Here is a 22430-nt window from a genome sequence, read left to right as displayed (position 1 = left end):
GCGCGGCGGTCTCGGGGGGACGAACAATGGGTGTCGAACGCGGTCTCGACGGACTCCGGAGGGTCCTGGACGGGCTCGGGTTTCCCGTGACCCGGGACGAGGCGGTCGCGGCGGCCCTGGACGCGGGCGCCGACGAGGAGATCGTGAGCGCCCTGAGGTCCATGCCAGACGCCGAGTACAACGAGCCCAAGGAGATCCTGGGCGCCGTGCCGCTGCCCGAGCGCGAGCCGGGCTCGCACACCGAGTCGGCGCGGGCACGGGAGCGCGGCCAGCACTGAGCGCGGAGGACACCGCCCCCTCCCGGGGCGGACCCTCAGGAAACCGCAGGTCAAGGGCACGTCACACTGAGGTCAAACTCTCAAAGGGGACACCCACGCACATATCCGACAGAGGTTAGGTTAGGCTCTCCTTCATCCCTAGCCCTGGAGGAGAACCACCATGAAGTCCCCCGGCCGCCCCGTCACGGCACTCTCACTCATTCTGGCGTCCTCGCTGGTCATCGCGGGTTGCTCCGCGGGGACCCAGGACGCCGACGACTCCTCCGCCGCCGGGGGCGCCACGGTCGAGGTCGAGGACAACAACGGCACCCAGACCGTGAACTCCCCCGCCACGTCCGTGGTCGCCCTCGACAACCGGACCTTCGAGACCCTCTCCGACTGGGACGTGGAGCTGTCCGCCGCCGCCGTGTCGCTCATGCCCGACACCATCGGCTACACGCAGGACGACTCCATCATCGACATCGGCACGCACAACGAGCCCGACCTCGAGGCGATCGTCGCCGCCGAGCCGGACCTCGTCGTCAACGGCCAGCGGTTCACCCAGTACCAGGACGACATCACCTCGCTGGTCCCCGACGCCGCCGTCCTGGACCTCGACCCGCGCGAGGACGAGCCCTTCGACGCCGAGCTCAGGCGCCAGGTCACCGTGCTCGGCGAGGTCTTCGACAAGCAGGACGAGGCCGCCCAGCTCGTCGACGACCTCGATGCCGCCATCGAGCGGGTCCAGGACGCCTACGACGAGGACGACACCGTCATGGCCGTCACCACCTCCGGCGGCGAGATCGGCTACCTGGCGCCCGGCGTCGGCCGCACCCTCGGCCCGGCCTTCGACATCCTCGGACTCACCCCGGCCCTCGAGGTCGACGGCGCCAGCGACGACCACCAGGGCGACGACATCTCCGTCGAGGCCATCGCCGACTCGAACCCCGACTGGATCCTCGTGATGGACCGCGACGCCGCCGTCGCCGCAGACGAGGCCGGTTACGAGACCGCCGAGAACATCCTGTCCAGCTCCGAGGCGCTCTCCGGAGTGACCGCCGTCAAGGACGAGCAGATCATCCACATGCCCGTGGACACCTACACCAACGAGGGCATCCAGACCTACACCGAGTTCTTCGACGCGTTCGCCGACGCGCTGGAGGCCAGGGCTTGATCCCGCTCGACCCCGGGGCACGCGCCGACGCGAGTGTCGGCGCGTGCCCCCGTGTGAGGCACCGTCGTACCGGGGGTGACCGGGTGTGACTCCCGCGACCCCGTCCCCGTCGCGCGCACGGAACAAGGGGCGGCTGTTCGACTGGAAGCTGCTCGTCGGCGTCGCCGTCGTGGGCGCCCTCCTCGCGCTGTCCCTGGCCACCGGCGTGTACGACGTCCGAGGCGCCGACGACGGCGGCGAGATGTTCGCGATCACCCGGATCCCGCGCACCGTCGGCCTCGTCCTCGCGGGCGCCGCCATGGCCATGTCCGGTCTGGTCATGCAGCTGCTGACCCAGAACCGCTTCGTGGAGCCGACCACCACCGGCACCACCGAGTGGGCCGGTCTGGGCCTGCTCACCGTGATGATCCTGATGCCGGGCGCGAGTATCGGCACCCGCATGGCCGGGGCCGTGCTGGCGGCGTTCGTCGGCACGATGGTGTTCTTCCTGTTCCTGCGCCGCGTCACCCTGCGCTCGTCCCTGATCGTCCCGATCGTGGGCATCATGCTCGGAGCCGTCGTCAGCTCGGTGTCGACCTTCGTCGCGCTCCGGACCGACATGCTCCAGAACCTGGGCGTGTGGTTCGCGGGCAGTTTCACGTCGGTCCTGCGCGGCCAGTACGAGCCCCTGTGGATCGTGGCCGTCGTGGCCGTCGCGGTGTTCGTCGTCGCCGACCGCTTCACCGTGGCCGGTCTGGGCGAGGAGATCTCCACCAACGTCGGCCTGAACTACAACCGGGTCATCCTGCTGGGAACCACCCTCATCGCGGTGGCGACCGGCGTGGTGACCGTGGTGGTGGGGAACCTGCCGTTCCTCGGGCTCATCGTCCCCAACGTCGTCTCGATGTTCCGGGGCGACGACCTGCGCGGGAACCTGCCGTGGGTGTGCCTGCTCGGGATCGGCATCGTCACGGTGTGCGACCTGGTCGGTCGGACCATCATCATGCCCTTCGAGGTGCCCGTGTCCCTCATCCTCGGGGTCGTCGGCGCCTTCGTGTTCATCCTTCTCCTGTTGAGGCAGCGTCGCCGTGGCTGAGTCGACCGTTCTCCGGGAGCGCACCTCCCGGACCCTGCCCACACCGCGCGCCCGCCTCCGCTACCGGATCATCGTCTCCGTCCTCGTGGTCCTCGCCCTCGGCTTCACCTTCGGTCTGCTGGCCTGGGACAACCCGATGCCGGTCGGCTCGGACGGGTTCTGGCGCATCGCCGAGATGCGCGCCACCAACGTGGTGGTCATGGCCGTGGTGGCGATCTGCCAGGCCATCGCCACGGTGAGCTTCCAGACCGTGACCAACAACCGGATCATCACCCCGTCGATCATGGGGTTCGAGGCGCTGTACGTCGCGGTCCAGACCTCGGCCGTGTACTTCCTCGGCGTCGCGGGCGTCCTCGCCGTCAAGGGCCTGCCGCAGTTCGTGCTCCAGATCGCGCTGATGGTCGGCTTCGCGATGCTGCTGTACGGCTGGCTGCTGTCCGGCCGGTACGGCAACCTCCAGGTGATGCTGCTGATCGGCATCATCATCGGCGGCGGCCTGGCGTCGGTCTCCACCTTCATGCAGCGCCTGCTCACCCCCAGCGAGTTCGACGTGCTGGCCGCGCGGCTGTTCGGCAACGTCTCCAACGCCGACGCCTCGTACCTGCCGGTCGCGATCCCGCTGTGCCTGGTGGCCGCGACCCTGCTGGTGCTGAGTTCGCGACGCCTGAACATCGTGGCGCTGGGCCGGGACGCGAGCACCGGGCTCGGCCTGAACCACCGGCGCGAGACCATGCGGGTGCTCTTCCTGGTTTCGGTGCTCATGGCGGTCTCCACCGCCCTCGTGGGGCCGATGACCTTCCTCGGCTTCCTCGTCGCGACCCTGGCCTACCAGTTCGCCGACACGTACGACCACCGGTACGTGTTCCCGGTCGCCGCGCTGACCTGCTTCGTCGTGCTCAGTGGCGCCTACTTCGTCATGCGGAACATCTTCTACGCCAACGGGGTGGTCTCGATCATCATCGAGTTCGTCGGCGGCCTGGTGTTCCTGTTCGTCATCCTCAGAAAGGGCCGACTGTGATCACCCTCGAAGGTGTGCGCAAGGACTACGGCGGCGAGGTCACGATCGGCCCCGTGGACCTGGAGATCCCCCGGGGCGGCGTGACCGCCCTGGTGGGCCCGAACGGCGCCGGGAAGTCGACCCTGCTGACCATGGTGGGGCGCCTGCTCGGCCTCGACGCGGGCACCATCGAGGTCGCCGGGTACGACGTGACGAGGACGCCCTCCAAGGACCTGGCCAAGGTCGTGTCAGTGCTGCGTCAGGAGAACCACTTCGTCACCCGGCTCACGGTGCGCCAGCTCGTCGCGTTCGGGCGCTTCCCCCACTCCAGGGGGCGCCTCACGGCCGCCGACGAGGAGTTCGTCAGCCGCTCGATCGACTTCCTGGACCTCACCGACCTGGAGCACCGTTACCTCGACCAGCTGTCGGGGGGCCAGCGCCAGCGCGCGTACGTGGCGATGGTGCTGTGCCAGGACACCGAGTACGTACTGCTCGACGAGCCGCTGAACAACCTGGACATGCGCCATTCGGTGCAGATGATGAAGCACCTGCGCCGTGCGGCGGCCGAGCTCGACCGGACGATCGTGATCGTGCTGCACGACATCAACTTCGCGGGCCACTACGCGGATCACATCTGCGCGGTCAAGGACGGCACGGTCGTGGAGTTCGGCCCACCGGAGCGGATCATGACCGACGAGGTCCTCACGAAGGTGTTCGACACCCCGGTGACCGTCATCGAGGGACCCAACGGTCCGCTCGCGGTCTACTACTGAACCGTGTCCGATACTGGGGAGGTGAGCACCCCTCCGGCCGAAGTGACCGTCACCCCCGACCTCGTCCGCGAGCTCCTGCGGGAGCAGCACCCCGACCTCGCGGACCTTCCCGTCACCGCCGTCTCCAACGGCTGGGACAACTCCCTGTTCACCCTGGGGGAGAGCCTGTGCGCGCGCATGCCCAGGCGGGAGGCGGCGGCCCGGCTCGTGGTGAACGAGCAGCGGTGGCTGCCCCGGATCGCCGAGCGCGTGGGGGTCCCCGTCCCGGTTCCGCTGCGGGTGGGCCGCCCCGGACACGGCTACCCGTGGCACTGGTCGGTCAACCCGTGGTTCGAGGGCCGCACCCTCGCCGAGATCCCGGTGGGCGAGCGCTCCGACCTGGTCGGACCCCTCGCTCTCTTCCTGTCACGGCTGCACGCGCCCGCACCCGGCGACGCCCCGCACAACCCGGTCCGCGGCGTGCCCCTGCGTGAGCGCGACTCCAGGGCGCGCGAACGCATGGCCGCCAGTGCCGACCCGCGCGCTCCGGAGCTGCTCGCCCTGTGGGAGGAGCTGCTCCCGACCCCCGAGTGGACCGGTCCGGCGCTCTGGCTGCACGGCGACCCGCACCCCGCCAACCTCCTGGTCGGCTCGGCCGAACGCACCCGCGCCGATGGGCGCCTCGACCTCGTCGCGGTCCTGGACTTCGGCGACCTCACCTCCGGTGACCCCGCCTCCGACCTCGCCGTCGCCTGGCTGGCCTTCGGCCCCGGGGACCGCGCGCGCCTGCGCGCCGACCTGGACCACCTCAGCGGAGTCGACGCCCACACCTGGGACCGGGCCCGCGCCTGGGCGCTCCTCTACTCGACCCTGCTGTGCGCCAGCGCTCCCGAGCACCCGCTCCTGGGCGCCATCGGGGAGCACACGGTCACCCAGCTGCTGGACGCGTAGGCGCCCACCGGCCCCGATCCGGGCGGGAGCCTGGTCAGAGCAGGTCCGGCGGAGGCGCACAATGGTCCGAAACCCACCCGGACCCGACAGGTGATGATCGTGAGCAGACCAGGACCGACCGTGAAGTCCCTGATGGAGGCGTTGGAGGGCCCGGTCCACGGGCTGGTCTCGGCGCCCCGGGGGCTGGACGCCCTGGTGCACTCCGTGGTGGTGGCCCACCCCGACGACCCGGTACCCCCGGGGTCCCTGATCGTCGCCCCGACCGGTGGCGCCGAGGCCGTCGCCCTCGCCGAGCGGGCCGTGCGCGGCGGGGCGAGCGCCGTCGCCGTGCCCGGAACCCCGGACGACGGGCTGCGCGACCTCGACCTCGCCGTGCTCTCCGTGGATCCCGCCCTGGCCGCCACCGAGTTCGCGGCCCTCGCCCGGACCGCGCTGGACTCCTTCGACCCCGAGGACCGGCACAGGGACCTGTTCTCCCTCGCCCAGACCGTCGCGACCCTGACCGGCGGGATCGTGAGCATCGAGGACGGCGCCAACCGGGTGCTGGCCTACTCGGCCTCCCACGAGGGCGCCGACGAGCTGCGCCAGCAGACCATCCTCGGCCGCGACTGTCCCTCGTCCTTCATCGCGCACCTGCGCGAATGGGGCGTGGACGAGCGCATCCGCGCCGGTGAGGTCGTCGAGGTCGCGGAACGCCCCGACCTCGGCGCCTCCCGCAGGAGGGTGGTGGGCATCCGGGCCGGAGACCGCCCGCTCGGCAGCATCTGGGTGCAGCAGGTCGAGCGGCCCCTGTCCCCCACCAGCGACCAGGTGCTCCGGGGCGCGGCACGTCTGGCCGCGGTCCACGTGTCACGCGTGAACAGCGGGTCCCGGGCCAGCGGCCACGACACCGGCGAGCTGCCCATGGGGTTGCTGACCGGCGCCTTCGACTCCGACGCGCTCGCCCGGCACCTGGGTGTCGACCCCGCCACCCCCGTCTCGGTGATCGCCCTGGCCCTGCGGGAGGAGGAGGTGGACCAGCCGTGGCGGCTCCACCAGGCCGCCGAGGTGGTCTCGGTGTACGCGGCGGCCTACCGCAGGAACGCCCTGGTCATCCCGGCCTGCGGGCTGCTCTACGTCCTGCTGCCCACGCCCTCCGGGCAGGCGCCGCTCACATGGGTGCGCGAGCTGGTGGCGATGCTGCGTCAGCACAACGGCACCCCGGTGCAGGGATCCGTGGCGGGGGTGGCGCCCCGGATGCGCGCGGTACCCGGGCTGAAGAAGCACGCGAGCCGGATCCTGGAGGTGATCTCCGACGACCCGGACCGGCTGGTCGCCGACTACGAGGAGACGCGTTCCTCGGTGGTGCTGCGGGAGGTGGTCGAGTACCTCGCGGAGCGCCCCCACCTGCGCGACGAGCGGCTGGACTCCCTCGACGACGACCAGCGCAGGTCCCTCTCGGCCTATCTGGACGCCTTCGGCGACGTGACCAGCGCCGCGACCGGTCTGCACGTCCACCCCAACACACTCCGGCACCGCATCCGGCGCATCTGCGCGCTCACCGGACTCGACCTGGACGACGCCGACCAGAGGCTCCTGGCATCGGTCAGCCTGAGGGTGTGACCCGGGCGCCGGGTCGCGGTCCGGCCGCTCCCGGGTCTCCCCCAGATCACGGCCCACCTGCTGCGATGCCCGTGCGCCCCCGGGTTGTCGCGGCCGACACCGCCCCGCCCGGCTTGTCGTCGGTTCGGACAACGGTGACGGGCGCCACCCGCTCTTAGGCTCCAGGCCGTACTCACGGGCCTCAGCCTCCCGCCCGTGGAACCCCCGTCCCTGTCTGGAGCCCCGTCCATGAGTGCCGAGAGCACGAGCGCGCCCGACGCGCAGCCCCGCCCGCCCAGGGCCAAGGTCCTGGTGGCCAGCCTGACCGGAAGCACGATCGAGTGGTTCGACTTCTTCCTCTACGGCACGGCCGCCGCCCTCGTCTTCAACAAGCTCTTCTTCCCCTCGGAAGACCCGCTCGTCTCGTTGATGCTGTCGTACCTGACCTTCTCGCTGACGTTCTTCATCCGACCGCTCGGCGGCGTCCTCTTCTCCCACATCGGTGACCGGATCGGCCGGAAGAAGACGCTCATCATCACGCTGTCCCTCATGGGCGGCGCGACGATGTTCATCGGGCTGCTGCCCACCTACGACAGCATCGGCGTCCTCGCCCCGATCCTGCTGATCTTCCTGCGGATCGTGCAGGGCCTGGGCATCGGCGGGGAGTGGGGCGGGGCACTGCTGCTCGCCTACGAGTACGCGCCGAAGAACCGGCGCGGCTTCTTCGGTTCCGTGCCCCAGATGGGCATCACCTCCGGCATGCTGCTGGCCAGCCTGGCGCTGACCCTCATGTCGCTGATGCCGGACGACCAGTTCGAGACGTGGGGCTGGCGCGTCCCGTTCTTGGCGAGCGTGCTCCTGGTGCTGCTGGGCCTGTGGATCCGCTCCGGGATCGACGAGACTCCCACCTTCCGCAAGGCCAAGGAGGAGGGGAACGTCGCCAAGCTGCCCGTCGCCGAGACCTTCCGCCACCACTGGCGGGCCGTGCTCGTCGCGGTGGGCGCGAAGATCGTGGAGACAGCGCCGTTCTACGTGTTCGGCACCTTCGTGGTCAGCTACGCGACCGGGACCCTGAGCTTCGACAACACGACCGCGCTCAACGCGGTGACCATCGGCGCGGTCGTGGCGACCGTGTGCATCCCGATCGCGGGCCGGCTCTCCGACACCTTCGGCCGCCAGCGCGTCTACCTGTTCGGCGCCGTCGCCCTCGGTCTGTTCACCGCGCCGTACTTCCTGATGCTGGGGACCGGCAGCAACCTCATGCTGATCCTGGCCACCGTGATCGGCCTGGGTGTGCTGTGGGCGCCCGTGACCGCCACCATCGGCACCCTGAGCTCGGAGATCTTCTCCACTCGCGTGCGCTACACGGGGGTGACCCTCGGCTACCAGATCGGCGCGGCCCTCGCGGGCGGCACCGCTCCGCTGATCGCGACCTGGCTGCTGTCCCGGTTCAACGACTCGTGGGTGCCGATCGCCGTGTACCTGAGCTTCACGGCGGTGCTCTCGATCGTCGCGGTGTCCTTCGCCCACCGGATCTCCGACGTGGAGGACCGTCACCTGCGCGGCGGGAAGGACTCCGAGGTCTGACGGCCCGGTGGAAGGGCGGCGCCCCGCACCGGCGCCGCCCTTCCACCGGAATGTCACACCCGGGTGTGAGCATGGGGTCCTGCCTTCCCTCCAGAGGAGATCCCATGTCCTTTCAGGCCTACCTGGACACCATCGAGGACCGGACCGGGCTGGTGCCGCGCGCACTCGTCGACATCGCCAAGGAGAAGGGGTACGACGACCCCTCGGTGAAGGCGGGCACCATCATCGCGTGGCTGGCCGCCGACTACGGCCTGGGCCGGGGCCACGCGATGGCCCTGGTGCACGTGATCAGGAAGGGGCCGACCATCGACGCCAAACACGTGGGCGCCTCCGGCAGCCACCGGGACGCCTCCACCGAACTCTGGCTCGACGGGAAGGCGACCAACCCGAACAGGACATGACCCGAACAGGACCTGGCCCCGTCAGGGCTCGTCGACCACGTCCACCGTCCCGGCGGTGCCGTCGACCCGCAGCAGGTCACCGGTGCGGATCCTGGTGGTGGCGTCCCGAACGCAGATCACCGCGGGTATCCCGTACTCGCGGGCCACCGTGGGACCGTGCGCGATCGGCGAGCCGGTCTCCGAGACCAGCCCGGCGGCGGTCATGAACAGCGGGGTCCAGCCCGGGTCGGTCGTGGGGGCCACGAGGATCTCGCCGGGTTCGATCCGGGCGCCGACCGGGTCGAGGACGACATGAGCCCGTCCCTCGGCCCTGCCCGGCGCGGCGGGCGCCCCGGGCAGGCCGCCCCGCGCCACGGCCGGAGGCGGCAGTGCGGCCTCCACGTCGGTGCCGTCGGTCAACAGTGTCCCCGGCACCGAGCGCCTGCGCAGTTCTCGCTGGTGGAAGCGGCGGCGCTCGGCCACCAGGTCCCGCTGGTCGGTGCCTTCGCGCGCGGCGGCGCGGATCTCGTGCACCCGCAGGAAGAAGACGTCGTCGGCCCCGGCCAGCAGACCCTGGGCGACCAGGCCCTCCCCCGCGAGGAGCAGTTGGCGGCGCATCTCCGCGAACGGCACCAGCCATGCGAACTTCGCGTACTCCCGCATCCCCCCGAGCTCGCGCGAGCGGCGCATGAGGAAGGCGGCGACCGCGCCGCGCACCGGGCGTTCGTGCACGGCCCGGGACCCGAGCTCGGCGAGCCTGGTCACGGCGGCGGCACCGGCCCGCTCGAACCTGCGGTCCGGTGCCAGGTCCGGGTCCTCCAGGCGCAGGTAGTTGGCGACCGATCCGAACACCGGTGCGGGGTCTTCGCTCCACCGGGGCACGCCGATGTCCACCTCGCCCGCCGCCCGGTGTCCGTAGGAGTCCAGGAAGGCGTCCACTCCGACGTCCGGCAGCTCGCCGCGCAGGTACCGGGCGGCGAGCTCCTCCGAAGGCGTGCTGGCGAACAGGTCCCCGTGGGCGCGGGCGCGCTCGGCGATCCCCCACAGGTCCAGGTCCATCTCCGTGGTGACGTTGTGCGGCAGCCCGCCCAGCACGGTGTCGGTCTCCTCCTTGGTGGCCACTCCGTGGAGCAGGGCCGCAGGAGCCGTGGCGGTGACGATCCCGGCGAAGACCGGACCGATCACCTCCCGCAGGTCGCGGCCGAGCATGGCGTCGAAGGCGCTTCCGGTGACCCAGTCCAGCCGTCGCGCCGGGCTCGCCTCCACTCCCGGCCCGCGCAGCGCGCGCAGCCGGGCCACGGCCGCCTGGGCGCGGGCCCGGGCCGCTCGGGGCCGGGCCAGCGCGTACCCGACGCCGACCAGGGAGGGAAGGACGACGGCGGCGATCCGCAGGGCCGTGGAGGCGGAGAACGGCAGTCCGGGGCGGGGGGTGAAACGCGGGTCGCCGAGCACGTGCTCCACCGCCGCTCGTACCCGTGGTCCGTACACCTCCATGCCCGCGGGCAGTCTCCGACGGAGCGGAGCACTACGCAGGAAGGCGGACAGGTCGACGTACAGGCGGCTTCCGACGTCGACCATCAGGGGATCGGGATCGGCGGCGTCGGTGGCGGACCCCCTCCCCGACCACCAGCGGGTCCACACCCGCTGGAGCATGGACAGGCCGAGCGGGGTGAAGGGTCTGAGCATGCCCTGCATGTGCCCGATCTCCATGTAGAAGCGGGGCTGGTCGGGCAGGTCCTGCGGGGGCAGGGGGAAGAGGGCGGTGACGGGCCGGGACTGGAGCAACCACAGGGTGCCGTCGCGGTCGTGGGACCACTCGACGTCCTGCGGGGATCCGAAGAGCGCCTGGAGGCGTCGCCCGGTCGCTGCCAGTTCGAGGACCTGCCCCCGGGTGAGGCAGCCCTCGGGCAGGTCGGGGACGCGTCCGTCGTCGAGCGCGTAGTGGTCGGGTTCGACCGAGCCGTCCACGACCGCTGTGCCCGATCCGCGAACGGCGTCGACCACGGTCCGGGCCCGGGACCCGGTGAGCGGATCGGCGGTGAACATGACCCCGGCGGTGGCGGGGTCGACCATCCGCTGCACCACGACCGCCATGCGCACATCGGCCCGGTCGATGCCGTTGGCCCGCCGGTAGGAGACGGCGCGTTCGTTGTCGAGGGAGTCCCAGCAGCGCCGGACCGCGTCCACGACGGCGTCCGCGCCCTCGACGTCGAGGTAGGTGTCCTGTTGTCCGGCGAAGCTGGCGTCGGGCAGGTCCTCGGCGGTCGCGCTGGAGCGCACCGCGACCCTGCCCCCGCCCAGGGCCGCGTAGGCCCGGGCGACCCGCTCGGCGGGCACCGTTCCCGAGGCGTACGCGGCGGTCGTGACGCAGAACCCGGCGGGCACCCGCTCGCCGGCCGCCGCCATCTCGCCGAGGTTGGCGGCCTTGCCTCCCACGAGCGCGCCCATGCCCCGGCGGATCTCTTCCAGTGCGACGACGTCGTCCTGTTGGCCCATGCGGTGAGTCTTCCCCGAGCGGGCGTGACCCACCCGGACCCGCAGGTCAGGCTGCCTGTCGAACCAGTTCGCGGACCTGCTCGGGGAACTCGTAGGGGGCCAGGTGGCCCGCCTTGTCCAGCACGTGCAGGTCGGTGTTCAGGAACCGGCGGGCCGGGCCGTGCAGGCGGGCCGGTGAGAAGAACACGTCGTCCGAACCCGTGGCCACCGTGACGTTGTGCCCCTGCCAGGCCAGCAGCGACTCCGTGGGGAGCGGCCCCGGGGCCAGGCTGGTCCGGCAGTGCTTGCCGACCATCGTCATCCACGAGGCGAAGGGGTGGACGGGGTGGCGGAAGTCGGGGCCGCTCATGAAGTTGAGCAGCCGCGTGCTCTTGTCGTCGCGCGGCCCGATCATCCAGGGCAGGGTCACCCGCATCAGCTCGGGCGGGGTGGCGGCGCTGGTCAGCCCGGCCGGGTTCACCAGCACCAGCCCCCTGACCATTTCGCGGGGGCTGGAGGCCAGCGCGACCGCCGCGCCCAGGGAGTGCCCGAGCACTACCGCGGGCCGGTCCACCAGTTCGGGCAGCAGCTCGTCCAACCATCTGCCGTAGGCCTCGGCGCGGTGACCCCGGGGGCGCACCCCACAGCTGAGCCCGGGTTGCCCGGGCAGGTCCACGAGGTAGACGTCCCGCTCCGCCGTCATGTCGGAGGCGGGGGAGGCGCTGAGCGCGCTGTTGAAGTTGGTGCCGCTGAGGACCACCACCGGGGTCCCGGGGCCGCCGGGCATGCGAAAGGCGCGGGTCGGGCCGATCGACGTGGTGATCTCCGGGAGGAAGACCAGGTCCGGGTACTCGTCGAGCCGCTCGCGGCACCATCCTCGGACGGTCCGCTCAGCGAGTTCGGAACGGTAGACGCGAGCTCCGTGAAGAGTGGTCTCCGACATGGACGCACCTGGTTTCGGGTAGGGGTCAGCGCTTCGCCGACCAGTCTTCCCGGCACACCTGACCGGCACTCTACGCGCGTTTCCCCAGTTCGACCAACCGGCGCTCACCCTCGGCGACCGAACCAGCGACCACGGGCATGTTACCTGTTCAGGCACTATGTTGGCCGGAACGCCCTGTGCTCGTTGGTACCTTCTGCCCCCGGTGAAACATGGCCGGAACTGGACATATGCTCCACCATCGACGAACATGGGCGCGGCGCCACTCGCGCCACAGGTGTGCCGGGAAGACTGGTCGGCGTCCCTACGACCCATGTCCGGAGCACGCCGTATGACCACGACCAGCGTGAAGCCTGCGCGCGAGCTGCGCAGAAGCCGCTTCGGTGAGCGCCACAAGCTCCCGGTCGGAAACCCCCGCCCGCACGGCACCAACGGCTACACCACCTCGTGGGGCACCAACGCGCACGGCGAACTCAGTTCCTGCCCGCCGGGACCCGGCTGACCGCGTCCCTGCCGACGCGCCCCGAATCCGCTCCTCATCCGTGTCGCCGCGCGCACCGCACCGGCCCGCCCCCGGGTCCGGCCGTGCCTCCACCGCGCGGCTCAACGCCGTGAAAGGACAGTGGCTTGGTGCTGCTGCTTCTGATGATCGTGCTCGCACTGACCGTCGCGATCACACCCTTACTGGACAGACTGCTGGGCCGTAACGCGGGCTGGCCCGTCTCCGCCGTGTTCCTCGGCCTGGCCCTGCTGGTGGCCGCCCAGGCGCCGCAGGTTCTGGGCTCCGGGGTGCCCCTGGAGTTCTCCCGGCCCTGGATGCCGCAGATCGGGGTCTCGTTCCACCTGCGCATGGACGGCCTCGGCTGGCTGTTCACCATGCTGGTGACCGGTATCGGCGCGCTGATCATGGCGTACTCGACCCGGTACTTCCCGCCCGGCCGCCGTCTCGGCTTCTACTTCCTGATGTCCCTCTTCGCCCTGGCGATGACGGGTCTGGTCCTGGCCGACGACGTGGTGCTGCTCTTCGTGTTCTGGGAGCTCACCACCATCGCGTCGTTCTACCTGATCGGCCTGTCCGGGGTGTCGGCCAGCCGTCCGGCGATCCGCACGTTCCTCCTCACCGCCATGGGAGGTCTCGCACTGCTCGCGGCGGTCGTGCTGCTCATCGTGCGCACCGGCACCACGCAGCTGAGCGCGATCCTGGCCGACACGTCCTGGACCCAGGACACCGGGTTCGCGTCGCTGGTGGCCGTGCTGGTCGCCGTCGCCGTGTTCACGAAGTCGGCGCAGTTCCCGTTCCACTACTGGCTGCCGGACGCCATGGCGGCGAGCACGCCGGTCAGCGCCTACCTGCACGCGGCCGCGATGGTCAAGGCCGGTATCTACCTGGCCATGCGCTTCACGCCCGCCCTCGGTGAGCTGATGGTGTGGAACACCCTCCTCATCACCCTGGGTCTGACCACGGCGGTGATCGGCGCGGTCTTCGCCCTGCAACAGCACGACCTCAAGAGGCTCGCCGCCTTCTCCACCGTGAGCCAGCTCGGCTTCCTGGTGGCGGTGATCGGTGTGGGCACCCCCGCCGCCCTGGTCGCGGCGGCCGTGCACACGGTGGCGCACGCCCTCTTCAAGTCCGCGCTGTTCATGGTGGTCGGCCTGGTCGACCACCAGACCGGTACCCGCGACCTGCGTCAGCTGGGCGGTCTGCGTCGGCGGATGCCGGTGACCGCGACCGTCGCCGCGCTGTCCGCGCTGTCCATGGCGGGCATCCCGCCGCTGCTCGGGTTCATCAGCAAGGAGAACCTCTTCGAGTCGCTGCTGCACGCGCCCGGCCCCGCCTGGTTCGGCCCGGTGGCCGGTGCCGTCGCGGTCGCGGCGGCCGCGTTCACCTTCGCGTACTCGTTCCGGTTCGTGTACGGGGCCTTCTGGGGCGAGCCGAGGGGCGACGCCCGGGAGCGCACCGCGACCGAGGCGAGCTCCGGCTTCTGGCTCCCCGCGATCCTCGCCTCGCTGGGCGGCGTGCTCCTCGGCCTGACCGTCCCGGCCCTGGACCCGCTGGTCAACGAGGTGGCCCTGAACGCCACTCACCAGGAGGCCGACGCGCACCTGCTGCTGTGGCACGGGTTCAACGCCGCCCTCGGCATGTCCGCGCTGGCGATCGGCCTGGGCGCCCTGCTGTCCTGGCGGAGCCGTTCCGGTGAGGCGCTGGCCGGGCGCGACCTCGTCCCGGTGACGGGTGTGGGGGTCTTCGAGGCCCTGTACGACGGGATCATCCGGGCGGGCAGGCGCACCGGCGACCTCACCCGCAGCGACTCCCCCGCCTTCCACCTGGGGGTGCCGATGGTGCTGATCATCGCGCTGACCCTGGTCACCGTGGTGTTCCGGTTGGACCTGCCGCCGCTGGCCGGGCAGACCTCGATGGGCCTGGACTGGCTCCTCGTGGGTCTGATGGTCGTGGCCGTCGGCGCCGCCGTGGTCACCCGCTCCCGGATGGCGGGGCTGGCCCTGGTCGGCGTCGCCGGGTTCACCGTCGCCCTGTGGCTGTTCTTCCTGGGCGCCTTCGACGTGGCCCTCACCCAGCTGCTGGTGGAGATCCTGACCGTGGTCGTCGCGGTGCTGGTCCTGCGCCGCCTGCCGCGCCGCTTCCACAAGGTGCGCGGGCGCCGCACCGTCCTGACCGCCGCGATCGCGATCGGCGCCGGTCTGTCCGCCGGTCTGGCCGCCTACGCCCTCACCGGTCGACGCGAGCTGTCGCCCGTGGCCGACTACCTCCTGGCACACGCCCCGGAGGACACCGGCGGCACCAACGTGGTCAACACGATCCTGGTCGACTACCGCGCGCTGGACACCCTGGGCGAACTCACGGTGCTCGGTGTGGCGGGCCTGATCATCATCGCGGTGATCCGGTCCAGCGACCTGCTCCCGGTGCACTCCTCGCGCCGGGTGGTGGTGGGTCCGGCCAACGCCGCCCACGACCCCACCGACAACACGGTGCTGATGCGCACGGTGGGCCGCTTCCTGATGCCGCTGCTCGTCGTCTGGTCGCTGTACCTGCTGTTCCGCGGCCACAACGAGCCCGGTGGCGGGTTCATCGCCGGTCTCGTGGGCGGCGCGGGCTTCGCGCTGACCTACCTGTCGGCGGCCAGCGACAGGGCGGCGCGCATCCGCCTGGCCTACCCCGCGATCATCGGGGCCGGTGTGCTGGTCGCCGCGTTCTCCGGGTTCCTCGGCTACATGGAGGGCTCGTTCCTCAAGCCGCTGCACGCGGAGATCCCGCTGGCCTGGGGCGACTACTTCCACTTCACCACGGCGTTCGTCTTCGACGTCGGCGTCTACCTGGCGGTGGTGGGCGTCCTGCTCACCGCGCTCAACGAGTTGGGGCTCGAACGCGGAAGCCCAGGCACACGCGGTTCGGACGACGGCTCGGACACCGACGTACACGACCTGGACGGCTCCACCACGGGAGGCAAGCGATGACCCTCGCCATCACCATCGGCGTCATGGTCGCCGGGGGCGTCTACCTGATGCTCCAGCGCGGCATGGTGCGTATCGTCCTGGGCCTCATCCTGGTGGGCCACGCGGTCAACCTGCTGATCATGTCGGCCGGTGGCGTGTACCGCCGCGACCTGCCCCTGCTCCAGTTCGGCACCGCGCCCACCGCGGCCGACCCACTGCCCCAGGCGTTCGTGCTCACCGCGATCGTGATCGCCTTCTCCATTGCGATCTACATGCTCACCCTCGCCGCCTCCGGCAGCGACGACGACACCGAGGACGCCTCATGAACGCGGCGCTGCTGCCTCTCTTCGTCGCGGTGCCACTGGTCGGCGCCGGACTGCTGATCGTCCTGCGCGGCCCCCTGTGGCTGCGCAGGATCCTGCTGCTCCTGCCCACCACGGTGTCGCTGCTCGGGGCCTCCGGGCTGGTCTGGCTCACCCGGGACGGCGCCGTCTTCGCCCACAACGTGGGTCTGTGGCAGGACGGGGTCGCCATCCCGTTCGTCGCCGACGTCCTCAGCGCGCTCATGCTGTGGACCACCTCGCTCCTGGCGCTGGTGAGCTCGGTCTTCGCGATCGCCACCGGGGACGACCGGCGGTCGTTCTTCTCCCCGCTGGTCCTGGTGCTGACGGCCGGTGTGTCCGGTGCGCTGCTCACCGGCGACATCTTCAACATGTTCGTGTTCATCGAGGTCATGCTGCTGCCCTCGTACGGGCTGCTGGCCATGCTCGGTGCCATGGGCAGGCTGCGGGCCGGACGGATCTACGTCACGGTCAACCTGCTCACCTCGACGATCTTCCTCGCGGGAGTGGCGCTGGTCTACGCAGCCGCCGGGACCGTGCACATGGGAGAGCTGGCCGGGGCCGCGAAGGACGACCCGATGGTCGCGGTTGGCATGGGCGTGGTCATCCTCGCCCTGTCGATCAAGGCCGCCGTCGTCCCTGTGCACGGCTGGCTGGCCCGGACCTACCCGGCCGCCTCCCCGGCGATCACCGCCCTGTTCTCCGGCCTGCACACCAAGGTGGCGATCTACGCGATCTACCGCCTGTACGCGCTGGTCTTCGACGGGGACGCGAAGTTCCTGTGGATCGGCGTGGTGGCCTTCACCCTCACCATGCTCATCGGCGTGATGGGCGCGGTCGGCGAGGGCACCACCCGTTCGATCCTGGTGTTCCACATGATCAGCCAGATCGGGTACATCCTGCTCGGGGTCGCCCTGTTCACCGAGCTCGGGCTCATGGCGGGCATCTTCTACCTCATCCACCACATGATCGTGAAGGCGTCGCTGTTCCTGTCCACCGGTGCGATCGAGCACACCTACGGGACGGGCGCGCTGGACCGGCTCGGCGGAATCGCCAGGCGGGAGCCGCTGCTGGCCCTGGTGTTCATGGGGGCCGCCCTGTCCCTGGCGGGCCTGCCGCCGTTCTCCGGGTTCGTCGCCAAGCTGACCCTGGTCGTGGCGGCCGTGGACGACGCCCAGTGGACCGCCATGGCGGTGATGATCGCGGTCAGCCTGATCACCCTCATGTCGATGCTGAAGATCTGGGGCGGAGTGTTCTGGGGCAGGGCCCCGGACGAGGACGACCCGGCGCCCGTCGAGGCGGGCTCCGACGGTGCGGTCGCCACCGCGACGCGCACCACACCGAAGATCCGGACCGCGCTGATCGTGCCGGGCCTGATCCTGACAGCCACGACCCTGGGCATCGGTCTGGGCGCGCAGGTCCTGCTCGACCTCAGTGCGCAGGCCGCGGCCGGGCTCCTGGACACTTCCGGATACGTCGAGGCGGTGCTGGGACGATGATCCACCCGATGTGGGCACCCCGTGTGCTCTGGTTCCCCTTCTACGCGGGCGCCGAGATCGTGAAGACCTCCCTCCAGGTGATGTGGGACATCGTCACCCCGGGCAGTTCCGCGACCCCGGCCTTCGTGGAGGTCCCGGTCCGCTGCCGGACCGACTTCGAGTTCACCCTGCTGGCCAACCTGATCTCCCTGACCCCGGGGACGGTCACGGTGGCCGTGCGCCGCGACCCCGCCACCCTGTGGGTGCACGGGCTGTACGTGCAGGACCGCGCGTCCTTCCAGCAGGACATCCACGCGATGGAGGACCGCGTCCTGGCGGTCACCCGCCCGTCGGGGCCTCCGGAGAGCGTCCCGGCCGAGGGGGAACGGAACTGATGCAGCTCATCGACATCGGCCTGGCGGCCATCGTGCTGGCCATGGCCATCGCCGCCTACCGCATTCTGACCGGGCCGTCGGCCGCCGACCGGGGCGCCGCCTCCGACGTCGTCTTCTTCGGCTTCGTGGGGCTGGTCGCCATGCTCGGCTTCCGGCTGGACACCGAACTGGTCGTGGACATCGTCCTGGTGTGCGCGCTGATCGGATTCCTGGCCGCCCTGTCCCTGGCCCGCCTGATCACCGGAGGTAAGCGATGAACGCGCTGGACGTCGCCGGGATCGTCTGCATGGTCGCGGGCGCCCTGGTGTTCCTGGTGGGAGCGGTCGGTCTGCTCCGCCTCCAGGACTTCTACGCCCGGCTGAGCGGCGTGGGGATCGCGGGCGGGCTCGGGACGGCGCTGGTGCTGCTCGGCCTGCTCCTGCACTACCCGACCGTGGAGAACGCGGTCAAGATCGGACTGGCCCTGCTCATCCAGCTGGCCACGGCGGCGGTCGGCGGCAACGCCATCGCCCGCGCGGGCTACCTGACCGGTGTGAAACCCACCGAGAACACGGCGTTCGACGACCTCGCCGCCACGGAGCGGGAGGCCTGACGCGCCCCCAGAGGGCCCCGTCCTCCGCGAGCGGGCGGCGGGGCCCTACGCCGTAGGGTGCGCAGTGCCACAGTCGCGGTTCCCGCCAGCTGGGAGGCCGTGTGCTAGGTTCGTGAAGTTGCGGTCGTGGTTTTCCGTTGGACTTCTTCGGATGAGATCACCACGATGCCGTTCCCAGAGCCGGTCTTCTGGCAGTCGTTCTCCGACAGGCACCGGTTCGCCCGCCACGACCCCCAGTTCTTCACGTGGGCCGTGGATATCGAAGTATTTTCCCCCACGCATCTTCGGTGTCACTCGCCGAAGCAGTGCTGTGGACTTCCGACCCGGCCTATGTCGTCGGCGAAAGGTCATCTGTGAACCATCCCCGTGCCAACGCACGTCGTGATCGCTCCTCCAACAACACCGGCTTCGGCTCCCGTGGCGGATCCGGATCCTACGGCCGCCCGCGCCCCCGTCGTTCCTTCGACGGTCCCCGGCGCGGCAGCGGCGGCGGCCAGGGCGGCGGCTCGCGCTTCTCCGGCGGCGAGTTCGCCCTTCCCCAGACCGTCGTTCCCGGGCTGGACCCGGTGGACGACTTCCAGGCGCTGGAGATGCCCTCCGCGCTGAAGGAGACGCTGACCCGCCAGGGTCTGACCACGCCCTCCACGATCCAGGCGGCCACCCTGCCGAACTCGCTGGCCGGCCGGGACGTCCTGGGCCGCAGCCAGACCGGTTCGGGCAAGACGCTCGCCTTCGGACTGGCCCTGCTGGCCCGTCTGGACGGCCGCAAGGCCGAGGAGCGGCACCCGATGGCCGTGGTGCTGGCGCCGACCCGTGAGCTCGCCCAGCAGGTCACCGACTCCCTCACGCCCTACGCCCGTTCGGTGCGGGTGCGCATGGCGACCGTGGTGGGCGGCATGCCCATCCACCGCCAGGCCCGCTCCCTGCGCCAGGGCGTGGAGCTGGTCGTGGCCACCCCGGGTCGTCTGCGCGACCTGATGGAGCGCGGCGACTGCGTCCTGGACCAGGTCGAGGCCGTGGTGCTCGACGAGGCCGACCAGATGACCGACATGGGCTTCATGCCGCAGGTCACCGCGATCCTGGAGCAGGTTCCCGCCGATGGGCAGCGTCTGCTGTTCTCGGCCACCCTGGACCGGAACGTGGACCAGCTGGTGCGCCGCTTCCTCAAGGACCCGGTCGTCCACTCGGTCGACCCGTCCGAGGGCGCCGTCTCCACCATGGAGCACCACCTCCTGCACGTGTCCCACGCGGACAAGCAGGCCACCGCCACCGCGATCGCCGCCCGTGACGGCCAGGTCATCATGTTCCTGGACACCAAGCACGCGGTGGACCGGATGGCGCAGCACCTGCTGGCCAGCGGCGTCCGGGCGGCCCCGCTGCACGGCGGACGTTCCCAGCCGCAGCGCACCCGCACCCTCAAGCAGTTCAAGGAGGGCACGGTGACCGCGCTGATCGCCACGAACGTGGCCGCGCGCGGCATCCACGTGGACGGGCTGGACCTGGTCGTCAACATCGACCCGCCCACCGACCACAAGGACTACCTGCACCGCGGCGGCCGTACCGCCCGCGCGGGCGAGTCCGGCAACGTGGTCACGCTCGTGACGCCCAACCAGCGCCGCGACATGAGCCGCCTGATGTACCGCGCTCGGATCGAGCCGCAGATCGCCCAGGTGGGCCACTCCGAAGACCCGGAGCTGGCCCGCGTGACCGGTGCCCGCGTCCCGTCCGGCGTTCCGGTCAGCCTGCCCGCCGAGCCGCGCCGTGAGAGCCGTCCGCGCGGCCCGCGCGGCCAGGGTGGTCCGCGTGGCGGCGGCTACGGCGCCCCGCGCTCGGGTGGGTCCTCCCGCCCGCGCCGTCCCCGTCGCGCCCCGCAGGACTAGGCACCGACCTCCGCGAGCCCCGTCACGTCCGTGGCGGGGCTCCGTCGTGTCACCTGTCCGAGGTCTCGACACACCGGCCACGAGCGGCACCGCGCGGGCCGCCCGGAGGTGGTGGTGGCTCCCTGCCAGGGGGGGCGCCCTTGTGGGCGCGGGTGCCCGGTGCCTAGACTCCCTGCGCGACCGACCGTGCAAATGTCGGACAACCAGGAGGCCACCGTGACGTCCATGACCCAGCCCACCCGGGCCGAACCCCTGGTCGTGCAGGTCAGCAGGCAGTTCAGGGACCGCATCGCCGCCGGGGACTGGGCCGTCCACAGCCGCATCCCCGGCGAGAAGCGCCTCGCCGAGGAGCTCGGGGTCAGCCGGGGCACCGTCCGCGAGGCCCTGCGCGCCCTCACCGCCGCGGGACTCCTGGAGCCGCGTGTGGGTGACGGCACCTACGTCCGGGCCAGCGACGAGCTCACCGGTCTGCTCGGGCAGGGCGGCGGCACCGAGTTCGAACACGTCCTTGACGTGCGCGCCGTTCTGGAGGTCGCCGCCGCCGAACGCGCCGCCCGCCACCGCACGGACGCCCACCTGAACGCCATGCGCGAGGCCGTGGCCGCCCGTGCCGAGGCCGAGCGCGCCGAGGACGTCGACGCCTACGTGGCCGCCGACTCCCGCTTCCACCGCGCCGTGGTGGAGGCCGCCCACAACCCGCTGCTCACCCGCCTCTACGACGCGCTCCGGGAGAACGTGGTGGAGTCCATCCGGCGCACCACCTCCCTGCCCGAGGTACAGGGACTCAACGACCTGCACGAGGGCCTGCTCGCCGCGATCGAGGACGGCTCCCCCGAGCACGCCCGCGCCATCGCCACGGAGCTCGCCGACGAACTCGGGTTCATCAGCGCCGTCGTCGAGGACGGGGAGCAGTGAGCGCCCCCACCACCGGGGCGCCCGCCCGCACCTGGACGCGCGCCGCCCTGGCCATGGGCTCGGTCCTGGTGATCGCCTCCTGCCTGCGTCCCGCGCTGACCTCGGTCGGCCCCGTCCTGGAGTCCGTGGGCACCACAACCGGCCTGTCCAACAGCGCCCTGGGCGTGCTCACCGCGCTCCCTCTGCTCGGCTTCGCCCTCTTCTCCTCGATCGTGCACGGCCCCACAGCCCGGTGGGGAGTGGACCGGGTGGTCTTGGCCGCGCTGGCCCTCCTTGCCGCCGGGATCCTGGTCCGCTCCCTCCCGACCCTGGCCACCCTGTGGCTGGGCACCGCCATGGTCGGTGCCGCCATCGCCTTCGGGAACGTGCTGGTCCCGGTGATCCTGCGGCGCGACCACCCACGGCGGATCGCCCTGTTCACCGGGGTGTCCTCCTCGGTGATGACCGGGTTCGCCGCCCTGGGCGCCGGTCTGTCCGTTCCGCTCGCGGCGCTCGCGGGCGGCTGGCGGGCCTCCCTCGCCCTGTGGGCGGTCCCGGTGGCGCTCGCCCTGCTGGTCTGGGCCGCCCGGGTGCGCTGGGTGCCCTCCCGCGTGCCCGTCACCGCCTCGGCCGACACTCCGGCCGAACCCACCGGCTCGGTGTGGCGCTCGTCGACCGCGTGGCTGGTCACCGCGTTCATGGGGCTCCAGTCCACCGCCTACTTCACGCTGATCAACTGGTTGCCCAGCGTGGAGGCCGCGCGCGGCGTGAGCCCGGAGAGCGCCGGGTGGCACCTGTTCGCGTTCCAGATCACCGGCGTGGTGGCCGGGCTGGCGATCACCACCCTGATGGGTCGGCGCGCGGAGCAGCGCCCCGCCTGCCTGGCGGTGAGCCTGCTCATCGTGGTGGCCATGGCCGGTCTGCTGTGGGTCCCGGCCTGGGGTCCGCTGTGGATCATGGTGGCGGGCGCGGGCACGGGGAGCTCGATCGTGGTGGCCCTGTCCCTGATCGGCCTGCGCGGCCGTACCCAGACGGAGACCACCCGGCTGTCCGGCATGGCGCAGTCCATGGGCTATCTGCTCGCCGCGTGCGGGCCGGTCGCGGCCGGGGTGCTGATCCAGCTCACCGGGTCGACGGATCTGGTCCTGGTGCTGGTGGGCGGCCTGGCGCTGGTCCAGACCGTGGTCGCGCTCTGGGCGGGACGCGACCGCGGGATCTGAACCGGCGC

General features: G+C 71.3%; 21 protein-coding genes. 19 read left to right on the top strand and 2 right to left on the bottom strand.

Going from position 1 to position 22430, the window contains the following annotated elements:
* Nucleotides 1–26 precede the first annotated feature (26 nt).
* The 9 genes from ADX84_RS14305 to ADX84_RS14265 all read left to right on the top strand — a co-directional run bounded on the left by ADX84_RS14305 (nucleotide 27) and on the right by ADX84_RS14265 (nucleotide 8775).
* Entirely contained in the window at nucleotides 27–278 is a 252-nt protein-coding gene (locus ADX84_RS14305; protein WP_049573682.1) for a DUF2795 domain-containing protein, read from the top strand.
* Nucleotides 279–438: 160 nt separating this feature from the next.
* Entirely contained in the window at nucleotides 439–1431 is a 993-nt protein-coding gene (locus ADX84_RS14300) for a siderophore ABC transporter substrate-binding protein (protein WP_049573679.1), read from the top strand.
* An 85-nt stretch (nucleotides 1432–1516) separates the two neighbouring features.
* On the top strand, nucleotides 1517–2506 hold the full coding sequence (locus ADX84_RS14295; RefSeq protein WP_049573675.1) for an ABC transporter permease: 990 nt from the start codon (nucleotides 1517–1519) through the stop codon (nucleotides 2504–2506).
* On the top strand, nucleotides 2499–3524 hold the full coding sequence (locus ADX84_RS14290; protein WP_049573672.1) for an iron chelate uptake ABC transporter family permease subunit: 1026 nt from the start codon (nucleotides 2499–2501) through the stop codon (nucleotides 3522–3524). Before ADX84_RS14295 ends, ADX84_RS14290 begins: the two co-directional genes overlap by 8 nt.
* The gene (locus ADX84_RS14285) at nucleotides 3521–4276 is read left to right on the top strand and encodes an ABC transporter ATP-binding protein (protein WP_017542717.1); all 756 of its coding nucleotides are present in this window, start codon (nucleotides 3521–3523) and stop codon (nucleotides 4274–4276) included. The genes ADX84_RS14290 and ADX84_RS14285 overlap by 4 nt, the downstream gene beginning before the upstream one ends.
* A gap of 21 nt (nucleotides 4277–4297) precedes the next feature.
* Nucleotides 4298–5206 (top strand): aminoglycoside phosphotransferase family protein, encoded by a 909-nt coding sequence (locus ADX84_RS14280; protein ID WP_049573668.1) that lies wholly within the window; start codon nucleotides 4298–4300, stop codon nucleotides 5204–5206.
* A gap of 99 nt (nucleotides 5207–5305) precedes the next feature.
* Nucleotides 5306–6808 (top strand): CdaR family transcriptional regulator, encoded by a 1503-nt coding sequence (locus tag ADX84_RS14275; RefSeq protein WP_049573813.1) that lies wholly within the window; start codon nucleotides 5306–5308, stop codon nucleotides 6806–6808.
* Nucleotides 6809–7036: 228 nt separating this feature from the next.
* Nucleotides 7037–8374: an MFS transporter gene (locus ADX84_RS14270; RefSeq protein ID WP_049573664.1), complete on the top strand. Its 1338-nt coding sequence runs from the start codon at nucleotides 7037–7039 to the stop codon at nucleotides 8372–8374.
* A gap of 104 nt (nucleotides 8375–8478) precedes the next feature.
* Nucleotides 8479–8775, top strand: coding sequence for a DUF4287 domain-containing protein (locus tag ADX84_RS14265; RefSeq protein ID WP_017542713.1), 297 nt, complete (start codon nucleotides 8479–8481; stop codon nucleotides 8773–8775).
* Nucleotides 8776–8796: 21 nt separating this feature from the next.
* Here ADX84_RS14265 and ADX84_RS14260 read toward each other — a convergent pair whose 3' ends face one another.
* Together ADX84_RS14260 and ADX84_RS14255 are read right to left on the bottom strand one after the other, a co-directional pair.
* Entirely contained in the window at nucleotides 8797–11250 is a 2454-nt protein-coding gene (locus tag ADX84_RS14260; protein WP_049573659.1) for a PEP/pyruvate-binding domain-containing protein, read from the bottom strand.
* A gap of 46 nt (nucleotides 11251–11296) precedes the next feature.
* Nucleotides 11297–12172: an alpha/beta fold hydrolase gene (locus ADX84_RS14255; RefSeq protein WP_049573655.1), complete on the bottom strand. Its 876-nt coding sequence runs from the start codon at nucleotides 12170–12172 to the stop codon at nucleotides 11297–11299.
* Nucleotides 12173–12500: 328 nt separating this feature from the next.
* Here ADX84_RS14255 and ADX84_RS26345 point away from each other — a divergent pair, with 328 nt between their 5' ends.
* The 10 genes from ADX84_RS26345 (at nucleotide 12501) to ADX84_RS14210 (ending at nucleotide 22422) form a co-directional block, all read left to right on the top strand.
* Nucleotides 12501–12671 carry a hypothetical protein gene (locus ADX84_RS26345; RefSeq protein ID WP_017542711.1) on the top strand — a complete coding sequence of 57 codons (171 nt, stop codon included), beginning with the start codon at nucleotides 12501–12503 and terminating at the stop codon, nucleotides 12669–12671.
* Nucleotides 12672–12796: 125 nt separating this feature from the next.
* On the top strand, nucleotides 12797–15643 hold the full coding sequence (locus ADX84_RS14250) for a DUF4040 family protein (protein ID WP_049573652.1): 2847 nt from the start codon (nucleotides 12797–12799) through the stop codon (nucleotides 15641–15643).
* Nucleotides 15640–15948, top strand: a complete 309-nt coding sequence (locus tag ADX84_RS14245) for a sodium:proton antiporter (protein ID WP_017542709.1) — start codon at nucleotides 15640–15642, stop codon at nucleotides 15946–15948. Before ADX84_RS14250 ends, ADX84_RS14245 begins: the two co-directional genes overlap by 4 nt.
* Nucleotides 15945–17462, top strand: coding sequence for a monovalent cation/H+ antiporter subunit D family protein (locus ADX84_RS14240; protein ID WP_049573649.1), 1518 nt, complete (start codon nucleotides 15945–15947; stop codon nucleotides 17460–17462). The genes ADX84_RS14245 and ADX84_RS14240 overlap by 4 nt, the downstream gene beginning before the upstream one ends.
* Entirely contained in the window at nucleotides 17459–17836 is a 378-nt protein-coding gene (locus ADX84_RS14235; protein WP_049573646.1) for a Na+/H+ antiporter subunit E, read from the top strand. Before ADX84_RS14240 ends, ADX84_RS14235 begins: the two co-directional genes overlap by 4 nt.
* Nucleotides 17836–18093, top strand: coding sequence for a monovalent cation/H+ antiporter complex subunit F (locus ADX84_RS14230; protein ID WP_017542706.1), 258 nt, complete (start codon nucleotides 17836–17838; stop codon nucleotides 18091–18093). Before ADX84_RS14235 ends, ADX84_RS14230 begins: the two co-directional genes overlap by 1 nt.
* Nucleotides 18090–18428, top strand: a complete 339-nt coding sequence (gene mnhG, locus ADX84_RS14225; RefSeq protein ID WP_049573643.1) for a monovalent cation/H(+) antiporter subunit G — start codon at nucleotides 18090–18092, stop codon at nucleotides 18426–18428. The genes ADX84_RS14230 and mnhG overlap by 4 nt, the downstream gene beginning before the upstream one ends.
* Nucleotides 18429–18781: 353 nt before the next feature.
* Nucleotides 18782–20308, top strand: coding sequence for a DEAD/DEAH box helicase (locus ADX84_RS14220; RefSeq protein ID WP_049573640.1), 1527 nt, complete (start codon nucleotides 18782–18784; stop codon nucleotides 20306–20308).
* 225 nt (nucleotides 20309–20533) lie between these two features.
* A complete protein-coding gene (locus tag ADX84_RS14215; RefSeq protein ID WP_234003966.1) occupies nucleotides 20534–21223 on the top strand; it encodes a FadR/GntR family transcriptional regulator in 690 nt (229 codons plus the stop codon).
* Nucleotides 21220–22422: an MFS transporter gene (locus ADX84_RS14210; RefSeq protein ID WP_049573631.1), complete on the top strand. Its 1203-nt coding sequence runs from the start codon at nucleotides 21220–21222 to the stop codon at nucleotides 22420–22422. The genes ADX84_RS14215 and ADX84_RS14210 overlap by 4 nt, the downstream gene beginning before the upstream one ends.
* Nucleotides 22423–22430: the final 8 nt, after the last annotated feature.

It is taken from the genome of Nocardiopsis sp. SBT366 (genome assembly GCF_001083815.1).
GTDB classification, from domain to species: Bacteria; Actinomycetota; Actinomycetes; order Streptosporangiales; family Streptosporangiaceae; genus Nocardiopsis; species Nocardiopsis prasina.
Note: the sequence above shows the minus strand (reverse complement) of the source record. Positions and strands in the feature narration are given on the sequence as shown.

Bases quoted from the DNA above. Each gene is read 5' to 3' on its own strand.
- ADX84_RS14305 (WP_049573682.1), top strand. From the start codon at position 27: ATGGGTGTCGAACGCGGTCTCGACGGACTCCGGAGGGTCCTGGACGGG.
- ADX84_RS14300 (WP_049573679.1), top strand. From the start codon at position 439: ATGAAGTCCCCCGGCCGCCCCGTCACGGCACTCTCACTCATTCTGGCG.
- ADX84_RS14270 (WP_049573664.1), top strand. From the start codon at position 7,037: ATGAGTGCCGAGAGCACGAGCGCGCCCGACGCGCAGCCCCGCCCGCCC.
- ADX84_RS14265 (WP_017542713.1), top strand. From the start codon at position 8,479: ATGTCCTTTCAGGCCTACCTGGACACCATCGAGGACCGGACCGGGCTG.
- ADX84_RS14260 (WP_049573659.1), bottom strand. From the start codon at position 11,250: ATGGGCCAACAGGACGACGTCGTCGCACTGGAAGAGATCCGCCGGGGC.
- ADX84_RS14255 (WP_049573655.1), bottom strand. From the start codon at position 12,172: ATGTCGGAGACCACTCTTCACGGAGCTCGCGTCTACCGTTCCGAACTC.
- ADX84_RS26345 (WP_017542711.1), top strand. From the start codon at position 12,501: ATGACCACGACCAGCGTGAAGCCTGCGCGCGAGCTGCGCAGAAGCCGC.
- ADX84_RS14245 (WP_017542709.1), top strand. From the start codon at position 15,640: ATGACCCTCGCCATCACCATCGGCGTCATGGTCGCCGGGGGCGTCTAC.
- ADX84_RS14240 (WP_049573649.1), top strand. From the start codon at position 15,945: ATGAACGCGGCGCTGCTGCCTCTCTTCGTCGCGGTGCCACTGGTCGGC.
- ADX84_RS14235 (WP_049573646.1), top strand. From the start codon at position 17,459: ATGATCCACCCGATGTGGGCACCCCGTGTGCTCTGGTTCCCCTTCTAC.
- ADX84_RS14230 (WP_017542706.1), top strand. From the start codon at position 17,836: ATGCAGCTCATCGACATCGGCCTGGCGGCCATCGTGCTGGCCATGGCC.
- mnhG (WP_049573643.1), top strand. From the start codon at position 18,090: ATGAACGCGCTGGACGTCGCCGGGATCGTCTGCATGGTCGCGGGCGCC.
- ADX84_RS14215 (WP_234003966.1), top strand. From the start codon at position 20,534: ATGACCCAGCCCACCCGGGCCGAACCCCTGGTCGTGCAGGTCAGCAGG.